Here is a 14,573-nt window from a genome sequence, read left to right as displayed (position 1 = left end):
CGGCGGAAAGATCGTCGCGAGCCGGACAGCGGGCAGCAAGGCGCGTGATCGCTTACACCACTTCGCGGGACGCGACCCCTGACGGGCCATGCGCGCGGTTACCTGGCGTTCCAATTCCTCCTCGGTGAGGGGAGGGCGCCGGGAACCGAAGACGGCCCGCGCGTAAGGCTCGGTCTGCAACAGCCCGTCGATGACCGAGTTGTTGTAGGAGCAGATCTCGACCGCTTCCGCCTCCAGGCGTTTCACGTCCCGTACCTTCTTCGGGTACCGGACGTCCGCCAGGTCCTTCTTCAGGGCCGCGATCTTGCCGCCCGCGTTCAGGACCTCGTCCGCCTTCTCCAGGTACTCGGGGCGAGGAATGCGCCGCATCCGTTCGACGGACGACACCAGTTCCTCGCCGTATCCGATGGCCGCGCCGAACTCCGGCTGGGTGAGGCCGGCGGACTCGCGCCACAGCTTCAACTGCCGGGCGACCGTTCTGATCACACCCCCGGCCTCGGCGTCCTCCGGGTCCGTCGCGTCCCACTCGCTCATGCCCCCACCCCTCCTGCCGTACGTCCCGGACGTATGCGGCCGCCACTCGGACAGGCCCCGTCCGCACGGGGCGATTCTCTTCACAGACTACGCACGCATCGCCACTCTCTGTGATGTGAACCGACAAAACACCTGTACCTGGCACTTCTCCGTACCGCTTTCCGTCACCCGGCGCGGTGCGCGTCTCGCCCGGCTGCTCGCCGCCGAACAACTGGAGGCGTGGGGGCTTCCGGTGGACCCCGCCCGGCTGGTGGTGGCGGAGCTGGCCGCCAATGCCGTCCTGCACGGGCGGGTGGCGGGGCGGAGTTTTCGGCTCGGGCTGTCCGTGGGGGAGACGGGGGTGTTGCGGATCGAGGTCGTCGACGCCCGGGGGGATGCGCTGCCCGGCGTAAGTGCGGCGACCGACGGCGAGTCCGGGTACGGGCTGCTGCTGGTCGGGGAGTTGGCGGACCGGTGGGGGGTCGTGGACGGGCCCCTGCCGTGCAAGACGGTGTGGGCGGAGATTGATCCCGATCCCGTCTGACCGGAGCCCGGAAACACGGGAGCCGGTGGGGCGGCGGCCGGAGCGGCGGGCGGTAAAGAATCAAAGAACTGAGGGAAAGAACCCTTCCAACCAAACCAAACCCGGCGTACGTCACCCGAGTGGGTGAATCGGGCTGGCCGGGCTGGCGCGGGGGTCGCGCGGGCGGGCACTCTCGGGAACAGCAGGCGACTCCGCCGCATATGACAAATGCGGCCCCCGCCAGGGACTAGCACTCCCAACGGCGAGGGCCTCACCAAGCAGGAAGTCAGACCTTCCCCTATGGCTGCGCAAGAGCTTATCTCTGCCCTCGGTCCGCGTCAGGGCGTTCCCCGTACCGCCGCCCCTTCGGGTGTCACCCACGTACGCACGTATCAAGCCGAGCGGTTCGTGATCATCGGCAACCACCTCGCCCAGCACCGGCAGTTGTCGCTGGTCGCCATCGGGCTGGCCGTGTACATGCTGTCGTTGCCGGACGGCCGGGCCTGCGACATCCGTACGCTCGCCGAGCGTTTTCCCGAGGGGCGGGACCGGATCGGGTTCGCGCTGCGGGAGCTGGAGGCCGCCGGGTATTTCGAGCGGGTGCGGGAGCGGGTCGACGGAGGGCGGTTCGTGACGCGGACGGATGTGCATGACGTGCCGGGGCGGTCCGACCGGCCAGAGGCCGCCGTTGAGCCGGTGGCTCCTCCGGTCGTGGAGGCGGCCGAGCCGGAGCCGGAGCCGGAACCTGGTCCGCCGAGTGACGAGCGGCAGCGCAACGCGGAGAAGCTGCTCGTCGGGCTGCGGCGGACCGACAACCGCCTCACGCTGTCGCGGAAGGACGTGCGGTGGCTGGTGCCCAGAGTCGTGGAGTGGCTGGAGAACGGGGTCAGTAGAGCGGCCGTGTACCAGGCGTTGACCGCCGACCTCCCGGTCCTGTTGCAGCGTCCGGCGGGCTTCCTGGCGTACCGCCTGAAGGAGTTGGCGCCGCCGCCGCTGCCACCGGCCGAAGTCGTCGAGGCTTCGCCCGCTCCGGTGACCGGGCCATCTCCCGAGTGGTATGCCATGACGGACTGCACGGGTCCCTGCGGGCGGCCGTTCCGCGCACCCAAGGGGGCGGTCTGCCGGGACTGCCGGGATGAGGAGGGTTCCCGTGACTGACCCGGCCGACGAGATCATGCGTGCCGCCTACGAGCACGCCTACCTCATGCTCCGCCGGACCTCCTCCCTGCTGGAGACCCTCAAGAAGGAGGGTACGGGCGGGCACGGCGTCGAACCGCACGCCGGTGCCGCGATGTGGGCAGTGCGGCTGGCCGAGGCGGTGCTGTTCCCGATGGTGCGGGGCGACGAGGTGCCGCCGCCGTGCACCGGTGACACCGACTGGCTGCTCAACCTGGCCGGCGTCTGGCGCGATGCGGCGTTCGAGCTGGGGGAGTACGCGCCGGGGTCGCCCGTGCTGAGGGTGGTCAGGAGCGACGGGTCCCTTGGTCGGGCGAGTCGGCGCCACGATGGGTGATGGTGTGAGTACGCGTAGCATTCCCGCTCGCGGCCGCTGTGCTAATTTCGCACACATGGACATCGGTGCACGGGTAGCCCAGGCGAGAGCTGAGCGCGGAGTCACTCAGGCCCAGTTGGCGGCCTCCATCGGTATGGACCGTACGGCGCTGGCGAAGATCGAGTCGGGCAGTCGCCGCGTGAACGCCGTGGAACTTGTCGCCCTGGCCCGTGAGTTGGGGCACCGGGTCGAATGGTTCGTGGAGGAGGCTCCGCCCGCTCTCGCTTCTTATCGCGGGGCTCGGCCCGACGAACCGGTCCAGGACATCGACAGGGAACTCGATGTGCTGGTCCGCGATGCCGAGTTCGTCACCTCGCACTGCCCGGATCTGGTCGCCGGGCAGCCGGAACCGCTGCCCCACCCGGTCACGGCGGAGGAAGCGGAGGGGCTGGCGGCCGCGGCCCGCCGGATGATGGGGCTGGAGCCGGCGCAGCCCGCGCATGACCTCTCCCGGCTGGTCGCGGGCCTGGGCCTGCTGGTCTTCTCGGTGGATCTCGGGGAGGGCGCGGACGCCGGTACGGTGCTGCTGAGGCGCGGCGGTGTCGCACTGACCAACGGTCACTGGCGGGTCGGCCGACGTCGCCTCGCCGCCGCCCATGAACTGGGGCACTACCTCATCGCCGACCAGTTCTCCGTGGACTGGCGGGTGGCCGCGAGTGAGGCGCACGGCATCGAGGCCAGGCTGGACCGGTTCGCGCGGGCCGTCCTGCTGCCGGGCGAAGACCTGCGTAGGCGTTGGACGCATTGGCTCGGCGTCCCGGAGGAGATGTGGCGGGACGCGGCGGTGCGGGCGGCCAGTCACTACGGAGTGGACATGGCGACCCTGGCGCGCAGGCTCGTCGAGACCGGTCTGGTGGACAACGACCAGGCCGCCGACATCCGCCGGGTGCAGACCAAGCAGGCCGACATCGTGGAGAAGAACCTCGTCGTGCGCGACGAGCTGGTGCCGGTCGCTCTGCCGCGTCCTTACGAGCAGGCCGTGCTGCGGCTCTACCGGCACGAGGTGATCACCGCCGACCGTGCTCTCGGACTCCTGCGCGGCAGTTTCCAGCGGGAATCCCTTCCGGACCTGCCGCCGCTGCCGGAGACGGAAATCTGGGACGTGACGTCGTGACCGCCGGTGGGCAGCGCAGCTATGTCCTGGACACCGGGCCCTTGAGTCATTTCGCCCGGTCACAGTGGCTGCCCCTGCTCAGGGTCGTGCTCAAGGAGCACAGCGTGGTGATCCCGGACGTGGTCGCGGAGGAACTGCGCAACGGGATCGCACAACACCCGTACCCGGGGTCGGTCCTCGATGCCGGCTGGATCCAGACGGTCGTCCTCGACACCCCCCGCGCTGCACGCGGCCTTCGCCCGCTACGAGAGGCAGTTGGTCGGTCCAGACGGGCGCAACATCGGTGAGTGCGGGGTGCTCGCGTTGGCCGAGGCGTTGCCGGACGCCGTCGCGGTCCTCGACGACCGGGTCGCCGCGAATGCCGCCCGAGCGCGCGGCCTCGCCGTACGCCGTACCCTCGGGTTGCTGTGTGACGCGATCCGGGCGGGTCTCCTCACGGTCCCGTTGGTCTCCGAGCTGGCGGACGACCTGCTCGCCGGCGATTACCGGCTGCCCTTCAAGCCGGGCGGATGCGCGGAGTGGTGCGCCCGGGAGGGGCTGTTCTGAAGCAGCGCCGGGACGCTGCCCGGCGTCCGCCGTCCGGCCGACTGGTCGTCGGCAAAGGCATGGGTGGGGCGGGCGTAGCGTTGGTGGTATGTCGACGTATGGATCATTTCCCGGTACCCGGCCCCGGCGGCTGCGGAGTACTCCCGTGATGCGTCGGATGGTCGCCGAGACGCGGCTGCATCCCGCTGACTTCATTCTTCCGGCGTTCGTGCGGGAGGGCGTGCGCGAGCCGGTGCCGATCTCGGCGATGCCGGGGGTCGTGCAGCACTCGCGGGACACGCTGAAGAAGGCCGCCGTCGAGGCGGTGGAGGCCGGGATCTCCGGGATCATGCTGTTCGGCGTGCCGGAGGAGGGGAAGAAGGACGGGCTCGGGACCGCCGGGACCGATCCCGAGGGGATTTTGCAGGTCGCGCTGCGGGACGTGCGGGCCGAGGTCGGGGACGAGCTGCTGGTCATGGCCGATCTGTGTCTCGACGAGTTCACTGATCACGGGCACTGCGGGGTGCTGGACGATCAGGGGCGGGTCGACAATGACGCCACCCTTGAGCGGTATGCCGAGATGGCTCAGGTGCAGGCCGACGCCGGGGCGCACGTCGTCGGGCCCAGCGGGATGATGGACGGGCAGATCGGGGTCATCCGGGACGCCCTCGACCAGATCGGACGGGAGGATGTCGCCGTCCTCGCCTACACCGCCAAGTACGCCTCCGCCTTCTACGGGCCGTTCCGGGAGGCGGTCGGGTCGTCGCTGGTGGGGGACCGGAAGACCTACCAGCAGGACGCGGCCAATGTGCGGGAGTCCCTGCGGGAGTTGGCGCTGGACCTGGAGGAGGGCGCCGACATGGTGATGGTCAAGCCGGCCGGGCCCTACCTCGACATCCTCGCGAAGGTCGCGGAGGCCGTGGACGTGCCGGTCGCCGCGTACCAGATCTCCGGCGAGTACTCGATGATCGAGGCCGCCGCCGAGAAGGGCTGGATCGACCGGGACCGGGCCATCCTGGAGACGCTGACCGGGATCAAGCGGGCCGGCGCGCGCAACATCCTGACGTACTGGGCCACCGAGGTGGCCCGTCGTCTGCGTCAGGATCAGTAGGTCAGGGCGGTGTCCTGGTCGGTCAGCCAGTACGTGACCTTCAGGGAGTCGTCGATGTACACGCCGTCGGCGGGCAGGGTGACCGTGGCGACGGAACCGTCGTCGAACGGGATCGTCAGGGACGTCTCCGTGCTGCCGTTCTCCGCGCTGCCGTCGCCGGCCGACAGCAGGACGCCCGCGTAGGCGGCGCCGCCCGGCTCCAGCATGGTCAGGGCCTGCGGCTTGCTGTTCTCCACGACCGGCGGCACGGACTGGGCCTCGCCGAACCGGGCCGCCGGGTACGTCGGCAGGGCGCAGGTCGCGGAGCCGGTGTTGGTGGCGGTCAGCAGCAGGTGGTTGATCGGGCGGGGCACCTCGGTCGCGGTGATCCGCACGTCCTCGGCCGAGCAGTCGCCGGGCGCCGCCGCGTCGTCGTCCGAGCTGTTCTGCGCGGTGCTGTCGTCCGGGTCGGCGGCCGCGTCGTTCGAGGCGCTGGTGTCGGACCCGGTGCCGCCCGTGCCGGTGCCGGTGCCCTTGTCGGTGCCGGAGCCCGACTCCGTGCCGGCCGCCGGCGAGGAGGTGTCGGAGACGGAGGAGGTGCGCAGGCCCGTGGCGGACCCGTCCTCGCAGGCGGTGAGGGAGAGCGCGGCCAGCGCGACGGTGGCGGCGGCGAACAGGGTGCGGACCCGGGTGGTGCGAGCAGACATGGTGAGCCCCTTCACAGGCTGGTGGGAGGTGTGCCGCTCGACCGGTGCCGGGAGCGGCTGCTTGACTGATCACAGCCTGCGGCAGCGGTCGTCCCGGCCGCCAGCCACGGCGGCACACGCGGGACGCTGGGACGGCTGGAACCACCCTGACCAGGAGGAACGTCCTTGGTCTGGGACGCGGTGCGGGGACAAGGGGAGTGGGAGAAACGGTGACGGCGGACGATTTCGCGGGACTGCTGCGCGAGTTGAAGGAACGGTCGGGGCTCAGTTACGGGGTGCTGGGCAAGCGGCTGCACATGAGCGCGTCGACGCTGCACCGGTACGTCAAGGGGGAGGTCGTACCGACCGAGTTCGGCTCCGTCGAACGGCTGGCGCGGCTGTGCCGGGCGACGCCCGAGGAGTTGCTGGAGCTGCATCGCCGGTGGATCCGGGCGGACGCGCTGCGGGGGGTGAAAGGGGGCGAGGCGGAGACGACGGTTGTTCCGGCCGCCGCACCGCGGAGCGAGTCCGAGGACGCCGAGGACGCCCAGGACGCCCAGGACGCCCAGGACTCCGATGACGTCACCGTGGTCGGCGAGGCGGCCCCGGCCGGCTCCTCGCGCGGGGGACGCTTCCGGTCCCGACGGGCGGTGTACGCCGGGACCGGCGTCGGGCTGGTCGCCGCCGCGGCGCTCGCGGTCGCGCTGCTTCCGGACGGGGGCGACGGCGGGCGCGACGACGCCGACGCCGCCGGGGCGACCGTCTCCGCCACCGGGACGCCCTCCGCCGGGTCCTCCGGTCCGTCGGCCTCCGCCAAGCCGTCGGCGTCCCCGAGTGTGAGCGCCGGCAAGTCCGCGCGGGCCGGCGCGCGGGTCACCGCGAGCAAGAGCGCGGACGCGCCCGCCGCCGCCACCTCCGCCCCGGCGGCCGACGGTGCCGTGCCGCTCGTCGTACAGACCACCCCGTACCACTGGGACGTGCCCTGCGAGCAGAACTTCCTGATCGACCGCAGCCCCGGCAACGTGAACGAGCCGCCCCCGCAGCAGGACGTGGCCGGCTGGGTCAAGACGCTGGGCGGGGTCGCCGCCGACCGGCAGCGGGTCGCCTTCAGCGTGCAGGGCACCGGCGCGGAGACGGTCGTCCTGAAGGCGCTGCACGTCCGGGTCGTCAGCAGCGCCGCGCCGCTGACCTGGAACGAGTACACGATGGGCGTCGGCTGCGGGGGCGGGGTCGGCACCAAGTCCTTCGACGTCTCGCTGGACCTCGGCAACCCGCTGGCCACCGCCGTCAACGGGCAGCGGGACTTCCCGTACAAGGTGAGCGAGTCCGACCCCGAGGTCTTCTACGTCGTCGCGCACACCAACGGGCACGACGTCCGCTGGCAGCTGGAGCTGGACTGGTCCAGCGGGTCGCGGCACGGCACGGTGAAGATCGACAACAGCGGGACGCCGTTCCGGACCAGTGCCTCGGGCACCGACTACTACGGCTGGCCGCTCGGCGGCAGCGGCTGGGAGCAGTACTCGGAGGGGTGAGGTGAAGGGTCGGTGAAGAGTCAACAGGCGGGCGGCGTAGGGTGATTGCGCCGTCCCGTCCGTCCTCTTCTCCCGGAGACAGCCATGCCCGGTGACGCCCTCAGCCAGGACCCCGCCGACCTGCGCCGAAGGATCGACAGCAGCAGGGCCCACCCGGCCCGGGTCTACGACGTCTTCCTCGGCGGCAAGGACCACTACCCCGCCGACCGGAACGCCGCGGCGGCCGGGCTCGCGGCCAACCCGCGCGGCTACCTGGACGTGCGGCACAACCGCGACTTCCTGCGCCGCGCGGTCACCGCGCTGTCCCAGGAGGACGGCATCCGGCAGTACCTGGACATCGGCACCGGCCTGCCCACCGCCGAGAACGTCCACCAGATCGCCCAGCGCAGCGCCCCCGACTCCCGGGTGGTCTACGTCGACAACGACCCCGTCGTCCTCGCGCACGCCCGCGCGCTGCTCACCAGCGGGCCGGACGGGCGTACGGACTACATCGACGCCGACCTGAAGAACCCGGCGCACATCCTCGAACAGGCCGCGAAGACACTGGACTTCGACCAGCCGGTCGCGCTGTGCCTGGTGGCCGTCCTGCACTTCGTCGAGGACGCGGAGGCGTACCCGATCGTGCGCGAGCTGATCGACGCGCTGCCGGCGGGCAGCCGGATCGTGCTCAGCCACCTCACCGAGGACCTGAACCCGGAGAGCATCCGGGCCGTGCAGCGGACGTACACCGAGCGCGGGTTCGCCTTCGTGCTGCGGTCCAAGGCGGAGGTCGAGCGGTTCTTCACGGAGAACGGCCTTGCCCTGGCCGACCCCGGGGTGGTGCCGGTGCACCACTGGCGGGCGGACCACGCCGCGCCCGTCCCCGAGCAGCCGGAGCCGGGGTACCTGGCGGGCCTGGAGGAGATCGAGAAGGTGCGCTACCGGGACATCAACGACGTCACCGACGCGGACATCAACGTGTACGCGGGGGTCGCGCGGAAGGGCTGAGTGTCCGCATCACGGAAATGCGGGTGTAGATGGCACGCGTCTCTCTAGGGTGTCGGCCATGAGCCTCACCCAGCACGCCACGGTGCCCGCCGCCCCCGTTCCGTCGCTCGCCGCGCGGATCCGGGCGATCGGCGGGTCGCCGGTACGGGACATCCTCGCCGTGACCGCCCGGCCCGAGGTCGTCAACTTCGCGGGCGGGCTGCCGGCGCCCGAGCTGTTCGACGCCGAGGGGATCGCCGCCGCGTATCAGGCGGTGCTCACGCAGACGCCCGGACGGGCGCTCCAGTACGCCACGACCGAGGGCGAGCCGGTGCTGCGCGCCGCGCTCGCCGAGCGCACCTCGGCGCGCGGGCTGCCGACCGGGCCGGACGACCTGCTGGTCACCACCGGCTCCCAGCAGGCGCTGTCGCTGCTGGCCACCGCGCTGCTGGAGCCGGGGGACACGGTGCTGGTCGAGGACCCCTGCTACCTCGCCGCGCTCCAGGCGTTCGGCCTCGCGGGGGCCCGGGTGCTCGCCGTGCCCGGTGACGGACACGGGCCCGACCCCGAGGCGCTGGCGGAGCTGGTGGTGCGGGAGCGGCCCAAGCTGCTCTACACCGTGCCCACCTTCCAGAACCCGACCGGGCGCACCATGTCCGCCGGGCGGCGGGCCGCCGTGGCCGAGGTGGCCGCCCGGCACGGGCTGTGGATCGTCGAGGACGACCCGTACGGGGAGCTGCGGTTCGAGGGCGAGCGGCTGCCGTGGATCGCGTCGTACGCGGCGGCCCGGGACCGGACCGTGCTGCTCGGCTCCTTCTCCAAGGTGATGGCGCCGGGGCTGCGGCTGGGCTGGCTGCGGGCGCCGGCCGCGCTGCGCCGGGCCTGCGCGGTGGCCAAGCAGGCCGCCGATCTGCACACCCCGACCGTCAACCAGCTCGCCGCCGCCCGCTATCTGGCCGACCGGGACCTGGACGCCCACGTCCGCCGGGTCGCGGGGGCGTACCGGGAGCGCCGGGACGCCATGCTGGCGGGTCTGCCGGACGCGCTGCCGGCCGGGTCGCGGTGGACCCGGCCGGCGGGCGGCATGTTCCTGTGGGTGCGGCTGCCGGCGGCGTACGACACGACGGCCCTGCTGCCGCGGGTGGTCCGGCACGACGTGGCGTACGTGCCGGGAGCGCCCTTCTACGCCGGTACGCCCGGTGCGGACGCCCGCTCGACCATGCGGCTGTGCTTCGTGACGCAGACGCCGGACACGATCGGGGAGGGGCTGCGGCGGCTGGGGGAGGCGCTGCGCGAGCCCGCGCCACGGGGCTGAAGGGCTACAGGGCTACGGGGCTACGGGGCTACGGGGCTACAGGGCTACGGGGCTACAGGGCTACGGGGCTGAGGGGGAGCGGGGCGGGGCGACGCGGGCCGTGACGCACTCCGGTTCGCCGCCCGCCGCCGCGGGACGGAAGCAGGCCCGGACCGTACTGCCGGGGCGGGCGGCGGCCATGCCGGTGTAGACGTAGGTGTCCGCGTCCTCCTGGTCGGCGATGCGGACGCGGTGGGTCGGGCCGGTCCCCGTCAGCTCCAGCCGGTCGCCGATCGCGGTGCCCCAGGTGCGGGCCCAGCCGGCCCCGCACTTCGCGCTGTAGCGCAGCTCGACGTGGGCTCCGGTGGCGGTGCGGTGCGTGGCGAGGGTGGCGGGGCCGATACCGCAGACCAGGCGCAGCGGGTCCTGGCCCTCGCAGGTGGTTCCGTGGCACGGCGGGACGGTGGAGTGCGGGGCGGCGGCCGGCCGCGGTCCGGCGTCCGCCGGGTCCCGGTCCGGCAGCAGGAGGAGAGCCACGGCCACGCCGGCGGCGAGCAGGACGTACGCCGAGGCCAGTGCGGTCATCAGCCGGCGCCGGCGACCGGGCGGGCGTCCGGCCGGCGGTTCTGGTTCTGGGGCCGGGGTCGGGGTCGGGGCAGGTGACGGCGGCGGGCCGGCGGGGGCGTCGACCGTGCCGCGGCCGCTCCACTGCGACTCGGCGATCTCCCACAGGGCCAGCAGCCGTTCGTCCGGTTCGGCCGCGATCCGGCACAGGTCCCGCACGGCCGCTCGGGGCGGGAGGCCGCGGCCGTTGAGGTAGCGCTCCCAGGAGGACTTGCTGTACGCCGTGCGGGCCGACAGCGCCGCCAGGCTCAGCCCGGTACGGGATCTCAGCTCCCGCAACGCCGTGACCAGCCGGGTGTGCTCCGCGGTCACTCGGACTCCGCCGCCCGCAGGGCCCGCCAGGTGTGCGGGCCGATGACGCCGTCCACGACCAGCCCTTCGCGGGTCTGGAGCCGGATGACGGCGCGCTGGGTCTTCGGGCCGAAGACGCCGTCGATGTCACCGGGCGCGGCACCCGCCCGGCGCAGCAGGCACTGGGCCTCGGCCACCTCGGGGCCGACGTGGGTGTACGCCAGGATGGTGTCCGTGGTCGGGCTCAGGCCCGCGTACCAGTGGCCGTCGCGCCGCTGTGGCCGGCAGGGGTAGACGACCGGGACCAGGGACTCCGTCACGGTGGCCGGGGTGGCCGCGACCGCGGCGGCGCGGGCCTGCGCGAGCCGGGCCCGGGTGTCGGCGAGCCGCACGGCCAGCAGCAGCGCCAGGGAGACGGACAGGACCAGGGCCACCGCCCCGGTGGCGATCAGGGCGCGCGGGTAACTCCCGTACGCGCTGCGTCCGGTGGCCGGGGGCGCCGGGTCGGCACCGGCTCGGGCGGCGTGGTCGGCGGTGGCCGCGCGTCCTTCCGCCCAGTGTCCGGCCGCGGTCTCGTGCAGGGCCAGCAGCCGGACCGGGTCGTCGCCGGTGACTCGGGCCAGCGCCTCGACGGCCTTGCCGGGCGGCAGTGACCGGCCGTTCAGATAGCGCTGCCACGACCTCGCGCTGTAGCCCGTCTTCGTCGCGAGCTGGCGCGTACTCAGCTCGCCGCGGTCCTTCAGCCTGCGCAGCCGTACGACCAAGTGGTGGACCTGGGGGTGGAGTTCGGCGGGCAGTGGCTTCCAACGCGACATGTATCCCCCACCGTACGTTGCTGTGCGTCCCACGGTAGCGACTCGGCGGCCGGCGTCGCAGCAGGTCAGTGCGCGGGACGTCCCGGGACGCCGTCACTTGGCCGCCCGCGGTGGCCTACCGGGCGCGCAGCCCCCAGGCTCGGTCCGGCCAGTGCACGTCGTACGGAGGGAAACAGAACGGTATGCGAGTACTCACGAAGGCGTTCGTCTCGGTCACCGCGGCGGTCGGGATCGCGGCCGGCGGTCTGGCGGGCGCGGGCGCGGCGGTGGCGGTGGCGGCGCCCGCGCCGGTCCAGCAGGCGGGGAGCGCCCAGGTGGCGCCGCTCGCGGTGAACAACCTCGGGCTGACCACCACGCAGGCGAAGAAGTGGCAGTGCTATCTGCTGTTCTACAGCTTCGACCCCGGCACGATCGACGGGCAGCTGGGCACCAACAGCTGGAAGGCGGCGCAGCGGTTCTTCAACACGTACGGCTACGAGGCCGGGACCGTCGACGGGATCCCCGGGCCCGCCACGATCAAGGCTCTTCAGAAGTTCCTGAACGTCATCGGCGGCGCGGACCTCGTCGTGGACGGGGTGGCCGGACCGGCGACCAAGGCCGCGTTCGCGGCGTTCGTCAACAAGTGGTCCTGCTGATGCCGATCCCGACGGAGGGGAAGAGGAACATGCGCGCTCTCACGAAGGCGTTCGTCGCGGTCGGCGCGGCGGTCGGCATCACGGCCGGCGGTCTGGCGGGTGCGGGTACGGCGGTGGCGGCGGCCGCGCCCGTGCAGCAGGCGGGGAGTGTTCAGGTGGCGCCGCTCGCGGTGGTGAATCTGGGGCTCAGCACCGCGCAGGCCAAGGACTGGCAGTGCGCGCTGCGCACCCTCGGGTACAACCCGGGCACGATCGACGGTCAGCTGGGCACCAACAGCTGGAAGGCGGCGCAGCGGTTCTTCCGGGACCACGACTGGTACCACGACACCATCGACGGGATCGTCGGACCCAACACGGTCAAGGCGCTCCAGCGGATGCTGAACGTGAACCTCGACGCGCACCTCGCCGTCGACGGGATCGCCGGACCGGCCACCAAGGCGGCCTTCTCGGACTTCGCCGACCTGCATCGCAGCGTGTGCTGAGGCGGACTTCGAGCGTACGCGCCGCGGCCCGTTCCCTCCGGGGGGAGGGAACGGGCCGCGGCCTCGTGGTACGGACGAGGCGTCAGAGCCGCTCGGGCGTCCTGATGCCCAGCAGTGCCATGCCCCGGTGCAGGGTGCGGGCCGTGATGTCGCACAGGAACAGGCGGTTCGCCACCTGGGCCGGTGTCTCGGCCTTCAGGACCGGGCACTTGTCGTAGAAGGACGTGTAGAGCGAGGCGAGCTGGAACAGGTAGGCGGCCAGCTTGTGCGGGGCGTACTCGGCCGCCGCCTCCGCGACCGTCTCCGCGAACGCGTCCAGGTGCAGGCCCAGGGCGCGCTCGGCCTCGTGCAGCGGCAGCTCCGGGTGGGCCGCGGGGCCGGTCCCGGCGGCCTTGCGCAGGATGGAGCGGATGCGGGCGTAGGCGTACTGGAGGTAGACGGACGTGTCGCCGTGCAGCGAGACCATCTGGTCCAGGTCGAACTTGTAGTCCCGGTTCGCCGACGTCGACAGGTCCGCGTACTTCACCGCGCCGACGCCCACCTGGGTGCCGCGCTCGGTGATCTCCGCCTCGGACAGGTCCCGCGCCTTCTCCCGTACGACGGCGGAGGCGCGGTCGATGGCCTCGTCGAGGAGGTCGACCAGGCGGACCGTCTCGCCCGCCCGGGTCTTGAACGGCTTGCCGTCCTTGCCCAGCACCGTGCCGAAGGCCAGCTGCACGGCCTTGACGTCGTCGTTCAGCCAGCCGGCCCGGCGGGCGGTCTCGAAGACCATCTTGAAGTGCAGCGACTGGCGGGCGTCGACGACGTAGAGGAGGGTGTCCGCCTTCAGGTCGAAGACCCGGTTGCGGATCGCGGAGAGGTCGGTGGCCGCGTAGCCGTAGCCGCCGTCCGACTTCTGCACGATCAGCGGGACCTGGTTGCCGTCCGGGCCCAGGATGTCCTCGAAGAAGACACAGAGGGCGCCCTCGGAGCGGACGGCGACCCCCGACTCCTCCAGCAGCCGGCAGGTCTCGGCGAGCATGTCGTTGTAGCCGGACTCGCCGACGATGTCGGCGTCCCGGATCTCCATGTCCAGCTTCTCGAAGACCGAGAAGAAGTAGATCTTCGACTCGTCCACGAACTTCTGCCACACGGCGAGCGTGTGCGCGTCCCCGGCCTGGAGGTCGACCACCCGGCGCCGGGCCCGCGTCTTGAACTCCTCGTCGGAGTCGAAGAGCCGGCGCGCGGCCTTGTAGAGGCGGTCCAGGTTGGACATCGCCTCCTCGCCGCTGACCTCACCGGCGGAGTGGTCCAGCTCGTGCGGGTGCTCGTCCAGGTACTGGATGAGCATGCCGAACTGGGTGCCCCAGTCGCCGATGTGGTGCCGGCGCACCACGGTCTCGCCGGTGAACTCCAGCAGCTGGCGGACCGCGTCGCCGATCACCGCGGAGCGCAGGTGGCCGACGTGCATCTCCTTCGCCACGTTCGGCTGGGCGTAGTCGATGACCGTGGTGCCCGGCTCGGCGGCGAGCGGCACGCCGAGCCGGCCGGTGTCGTCCGCGTACCGCGCCGCGAGGTTGCCGGTGATCGCCCGGTCGCCGACGGTGATGTTCAGGAAGCCGGGGCCGGAGACCTCGATGTCCTGGATCAGCTCGCCGGTGGTGATGCGGGCGACGACCTCGCTGGCCAGCTCGCGCGGGTTCGCCTTGGTCTTCTTGGCCAGCGCCAGGATGCCGTTGGCCTGGTAGTCCGCCCGGTCGCTTCGTCGCAGCAGCGGGTCCGCGCCGGTCGCCTCCGGCCGGGTGGCCGACAGGGCGGACGCGAGCTGCTGGTGGACGGAGTCGCTGAGGGACGTGACCGAGGCCATAGGAAAGGGTGCCGTTCTCCTCGTGGGGATCGATAGACCCATCCAGTCTCTCACGGGGGGTAAAGCCGTTTTCCCCGGCGGGACG

16 protein-coding genes are annotated in these 14,573 nt (G+C 72.2%); 11 read left to right on the top strand and 5 right to left on the bottom strand.

Annotated elements, in window-relative coordinates; all coding sequences use genetic code 11:
* Positions 1-534, bottom strand: a 534-nt coding sequence (locus ACTT8P_RS04845) for a Scr1 family TA system antitoxin-like transcriptional regulator (RefSeq protein ID WP_442830260.1), incomplete at its 3' end; no start/stop codon positions are given.
* A 115-nt stretch (positions 535-649) separates the two neighbouring features.
* On the opposite strand from ACTT8P_RS04845, the gene ACTT8P_RS04840 reads away from it, so the two are divergent.
* The 6 genes from ACTT8P_RS04840 to hemB all read left to right on the top strand — a co-directional run bounded on the left by ACTT8P_RS04840 (position 650) and on the right by hemB (position 5,338).
* The gene (locus ACTT8P_RS04840) at positions 650-1,057 is read left to right on the top strand and encodes an ATP-binding protein (protein ID WP_442830259.1); all 408 of its coding nucleotides are present in this window, start codon (positions 650-652) and stop codon (positions 1,055-1,057) included.
* A gap of 279 nt (positions 1,058-1,336) precedes the next feature.
* Positions 1,337-2,194, top strand: a complete 858-nt coding sequence (locus ACTT8P_RS04835; protein WP_442830258.1) for a helix-turn-helix domain-containing protein — start codon at positions 1,337-1,339, stop codon at positions 2,192-2,194.
* Complete coding sequence (locus tag ACTT8P_RS04830; protein WP_442830257.1) at positions 2,187-2,549, top strand: hypothetical protein; 363 nt, start codon at positions 2,187-2,189, stop codon at positions 2,547-2,549. The genes ACTT8P_RS04835 and ACTT8P_RS04830 overlap by 8 nt, the downstream gene beginning before the upstream one ends.
* Before the next feature lie 55 nt (positions 2,550-2,604).
* The gene (locus ACTT8P_RS04825) at positions 2,605-3,702 is read left to right on the top strand and encodes a helix-turn-helix domain-containing protein (protein WP_442830256.1); all 1,098 of its coding nucleotides are present in this window, start codon (positions 2,605-2,607) and stop codon (positions 3,700-3,702) included.
* Between the two features lie 180 nt (positions 3,703-3,882).
* Positions 3,883-4,248 carry a hypothetical protein gene (locus tag ACTT8P_RS04820; protein ID WP_442830255.1) on the top strand — a complete coding sequence of 122 codons (366 nt, stop codon included), beginning with the start codon at positions 3,883-3,885 and terminating at the stop codon, positions 4,246-4,248.
* Between the two features lie 88 nt (positions 4,249-4,336).
* Positions 4,337-5,338 (top strand): porphobilinogen synthase, encoded by a 1,002-nt coding sequence (gene hemB / locus ACTT8P_RS04815; RefSeq protein ID WP_442830254.1) that lies wholly within the window; start codon positions 4,337-4,339, stop codon positions 5,336-5,338.
* Here the strand turns inward: hemB and ACTT8P_RS04810 are convergent.
* Entirely contained in the window at positions 5,332-6,024 is a 693-nt protein-coding gene (locus ACTT8P_RS04810) for a DUF4232 domain-containing protein (protein WP_442830253.1), read from the bottom strand. The genes hemB and ACTT8P_RS04810 overlap by 7 nt on opposite strands.
* Positions 6,025-6,233: 209 nt before the next feature.
* Here ACTT8P_RS04810 and ACTT8P_RS04805 point away from each other — a divergent pair, with 209 nt between their 5' ends.
* The 3 genes from ACTT8P_RS04805 (at position 6,234) to ACTT8P_RS04795 (ending at position 9,816) form a co-directional block, all read left to right on the top strand.
* Complete coding sequence (locus ACTT8P_RS04805) at positions 6,234-7,535, top strand: helix-turn-helix domain-containing protein (protein WP_442830252.1); 1,302 nt, start codon at positions 6,234-6,236, stop codon at positions 7,533-7,535.
* Positions 7,536-7,619: 84 nt separating this feature from the next.
* The gene (locus ACTT8P_RS04800) at positions 7,620-8,522 is read left to right on the top strand and encodes an SAM-dependent methyltransferase (RefSeq protein WP_442830251.1); all 903 of its coding nucleotides are present in this window, start codon (positions 7,620-7,622) and stop codon (positions 8,520-8,522) included.
* 58 nt (positions 8,523-8,580) lie between these two features.
* Entirely contained in the window at positions 8,581-9,816 is a 1,236-nt protein-coding gene (locus ACTT8P_RS04795) for an aminotransferase-like domain-containing protein (protein ID WP_442830250.1), read from the top strand.
* Between the two features lie 60 nt (positions 9,817-9,876).
* Here ACTT8P_RS04795 and ACTT8P_RS04790 read toward each other — a convergent pair whose 3' ends face one another.
* Complete coding sequence (locus ACTT8P_RS04790; RefSeq protein ID WP_442830249.1) at positions 9,877-10,731, bottom strand: DUF2690 domain-containing protein; 855 nt, start codon at positions 10,729-10,731, stop codon at positions 9,877-9,879.
* The gene (locus tag ACTT8P_RS04785) at positions 10,728-11,525 is read right to left on the bottom strand and encodes a peptidoglycan-binding protein (protein ID WP_442830248.1); all 798 of its coding nucleotides are present in this window, start codon (positions 11,523-11,525) and stop codon (positions 10,728-10,730) included. The genes ACTT8P_RS04790 and ACTT8P_RS04785 overlap by 4 nt, the downstream gene beginning before the upstream one ends.
* 182 nt (positions 11,526-11,707) lie before the next feature.
* Here ACTT8P_RS04785 and ACTT8P_RS04780 point away from each other — a divergent pair, with 182 nt between their 5' ends.
* Complete coding sequence (locus ACTT8P_RS04780) at positions 11,708-12,160, top strand: peptidoglycan-binding domain-containing protein (RefSeq protein WP_442830247.1); 453 nt, start codon at positions 11,708-11,710, stop codon at positions 12,158-12,160.
* 29 nt (positions 12,161-12,189) lie between these two features.
* Positions 12,190-12,642, top strand: a complete 453-nt coding sequence (locus ACTT8P_RS04775) for a peptidoglycan-binding domain-containing protein (protein WP_442830246.1) — start codon at positions 12,190-12,192, stop codon at positions 12,640-12,642.
* Positions 12,643-12,724: 82 nt separating this feature from the next.
* On the opposite strand, the gene argS is transcribed toward ACTT8P_RS04775, so the two are convergent.
* A complete protein-coding gene (gene argS / locus ACTT8P_RS04770) occupies positions 12,725-14,488 on the bottom strand; it encodes an arginine--tRNA ligase (RefSeq protein ID WP_442830245.1) in 1,764 nt (587 codons plus the stop codon).
* Between the last annotated feature and the right edge of the window lie 85 nt (positions 14,489-14,573).

The organism is Streptomyces sp. JW3, from assembly GCF_052216785.1.
Classification (GTDB): domain Bacteria; phylum Actinomycetota; class Actinomycetes; order Streptomycetales; family Streptomycetaceae; genus Streptomyces.
This window is presented reverse-complemented; position numbering and strand designations above follow the sequence as displayed.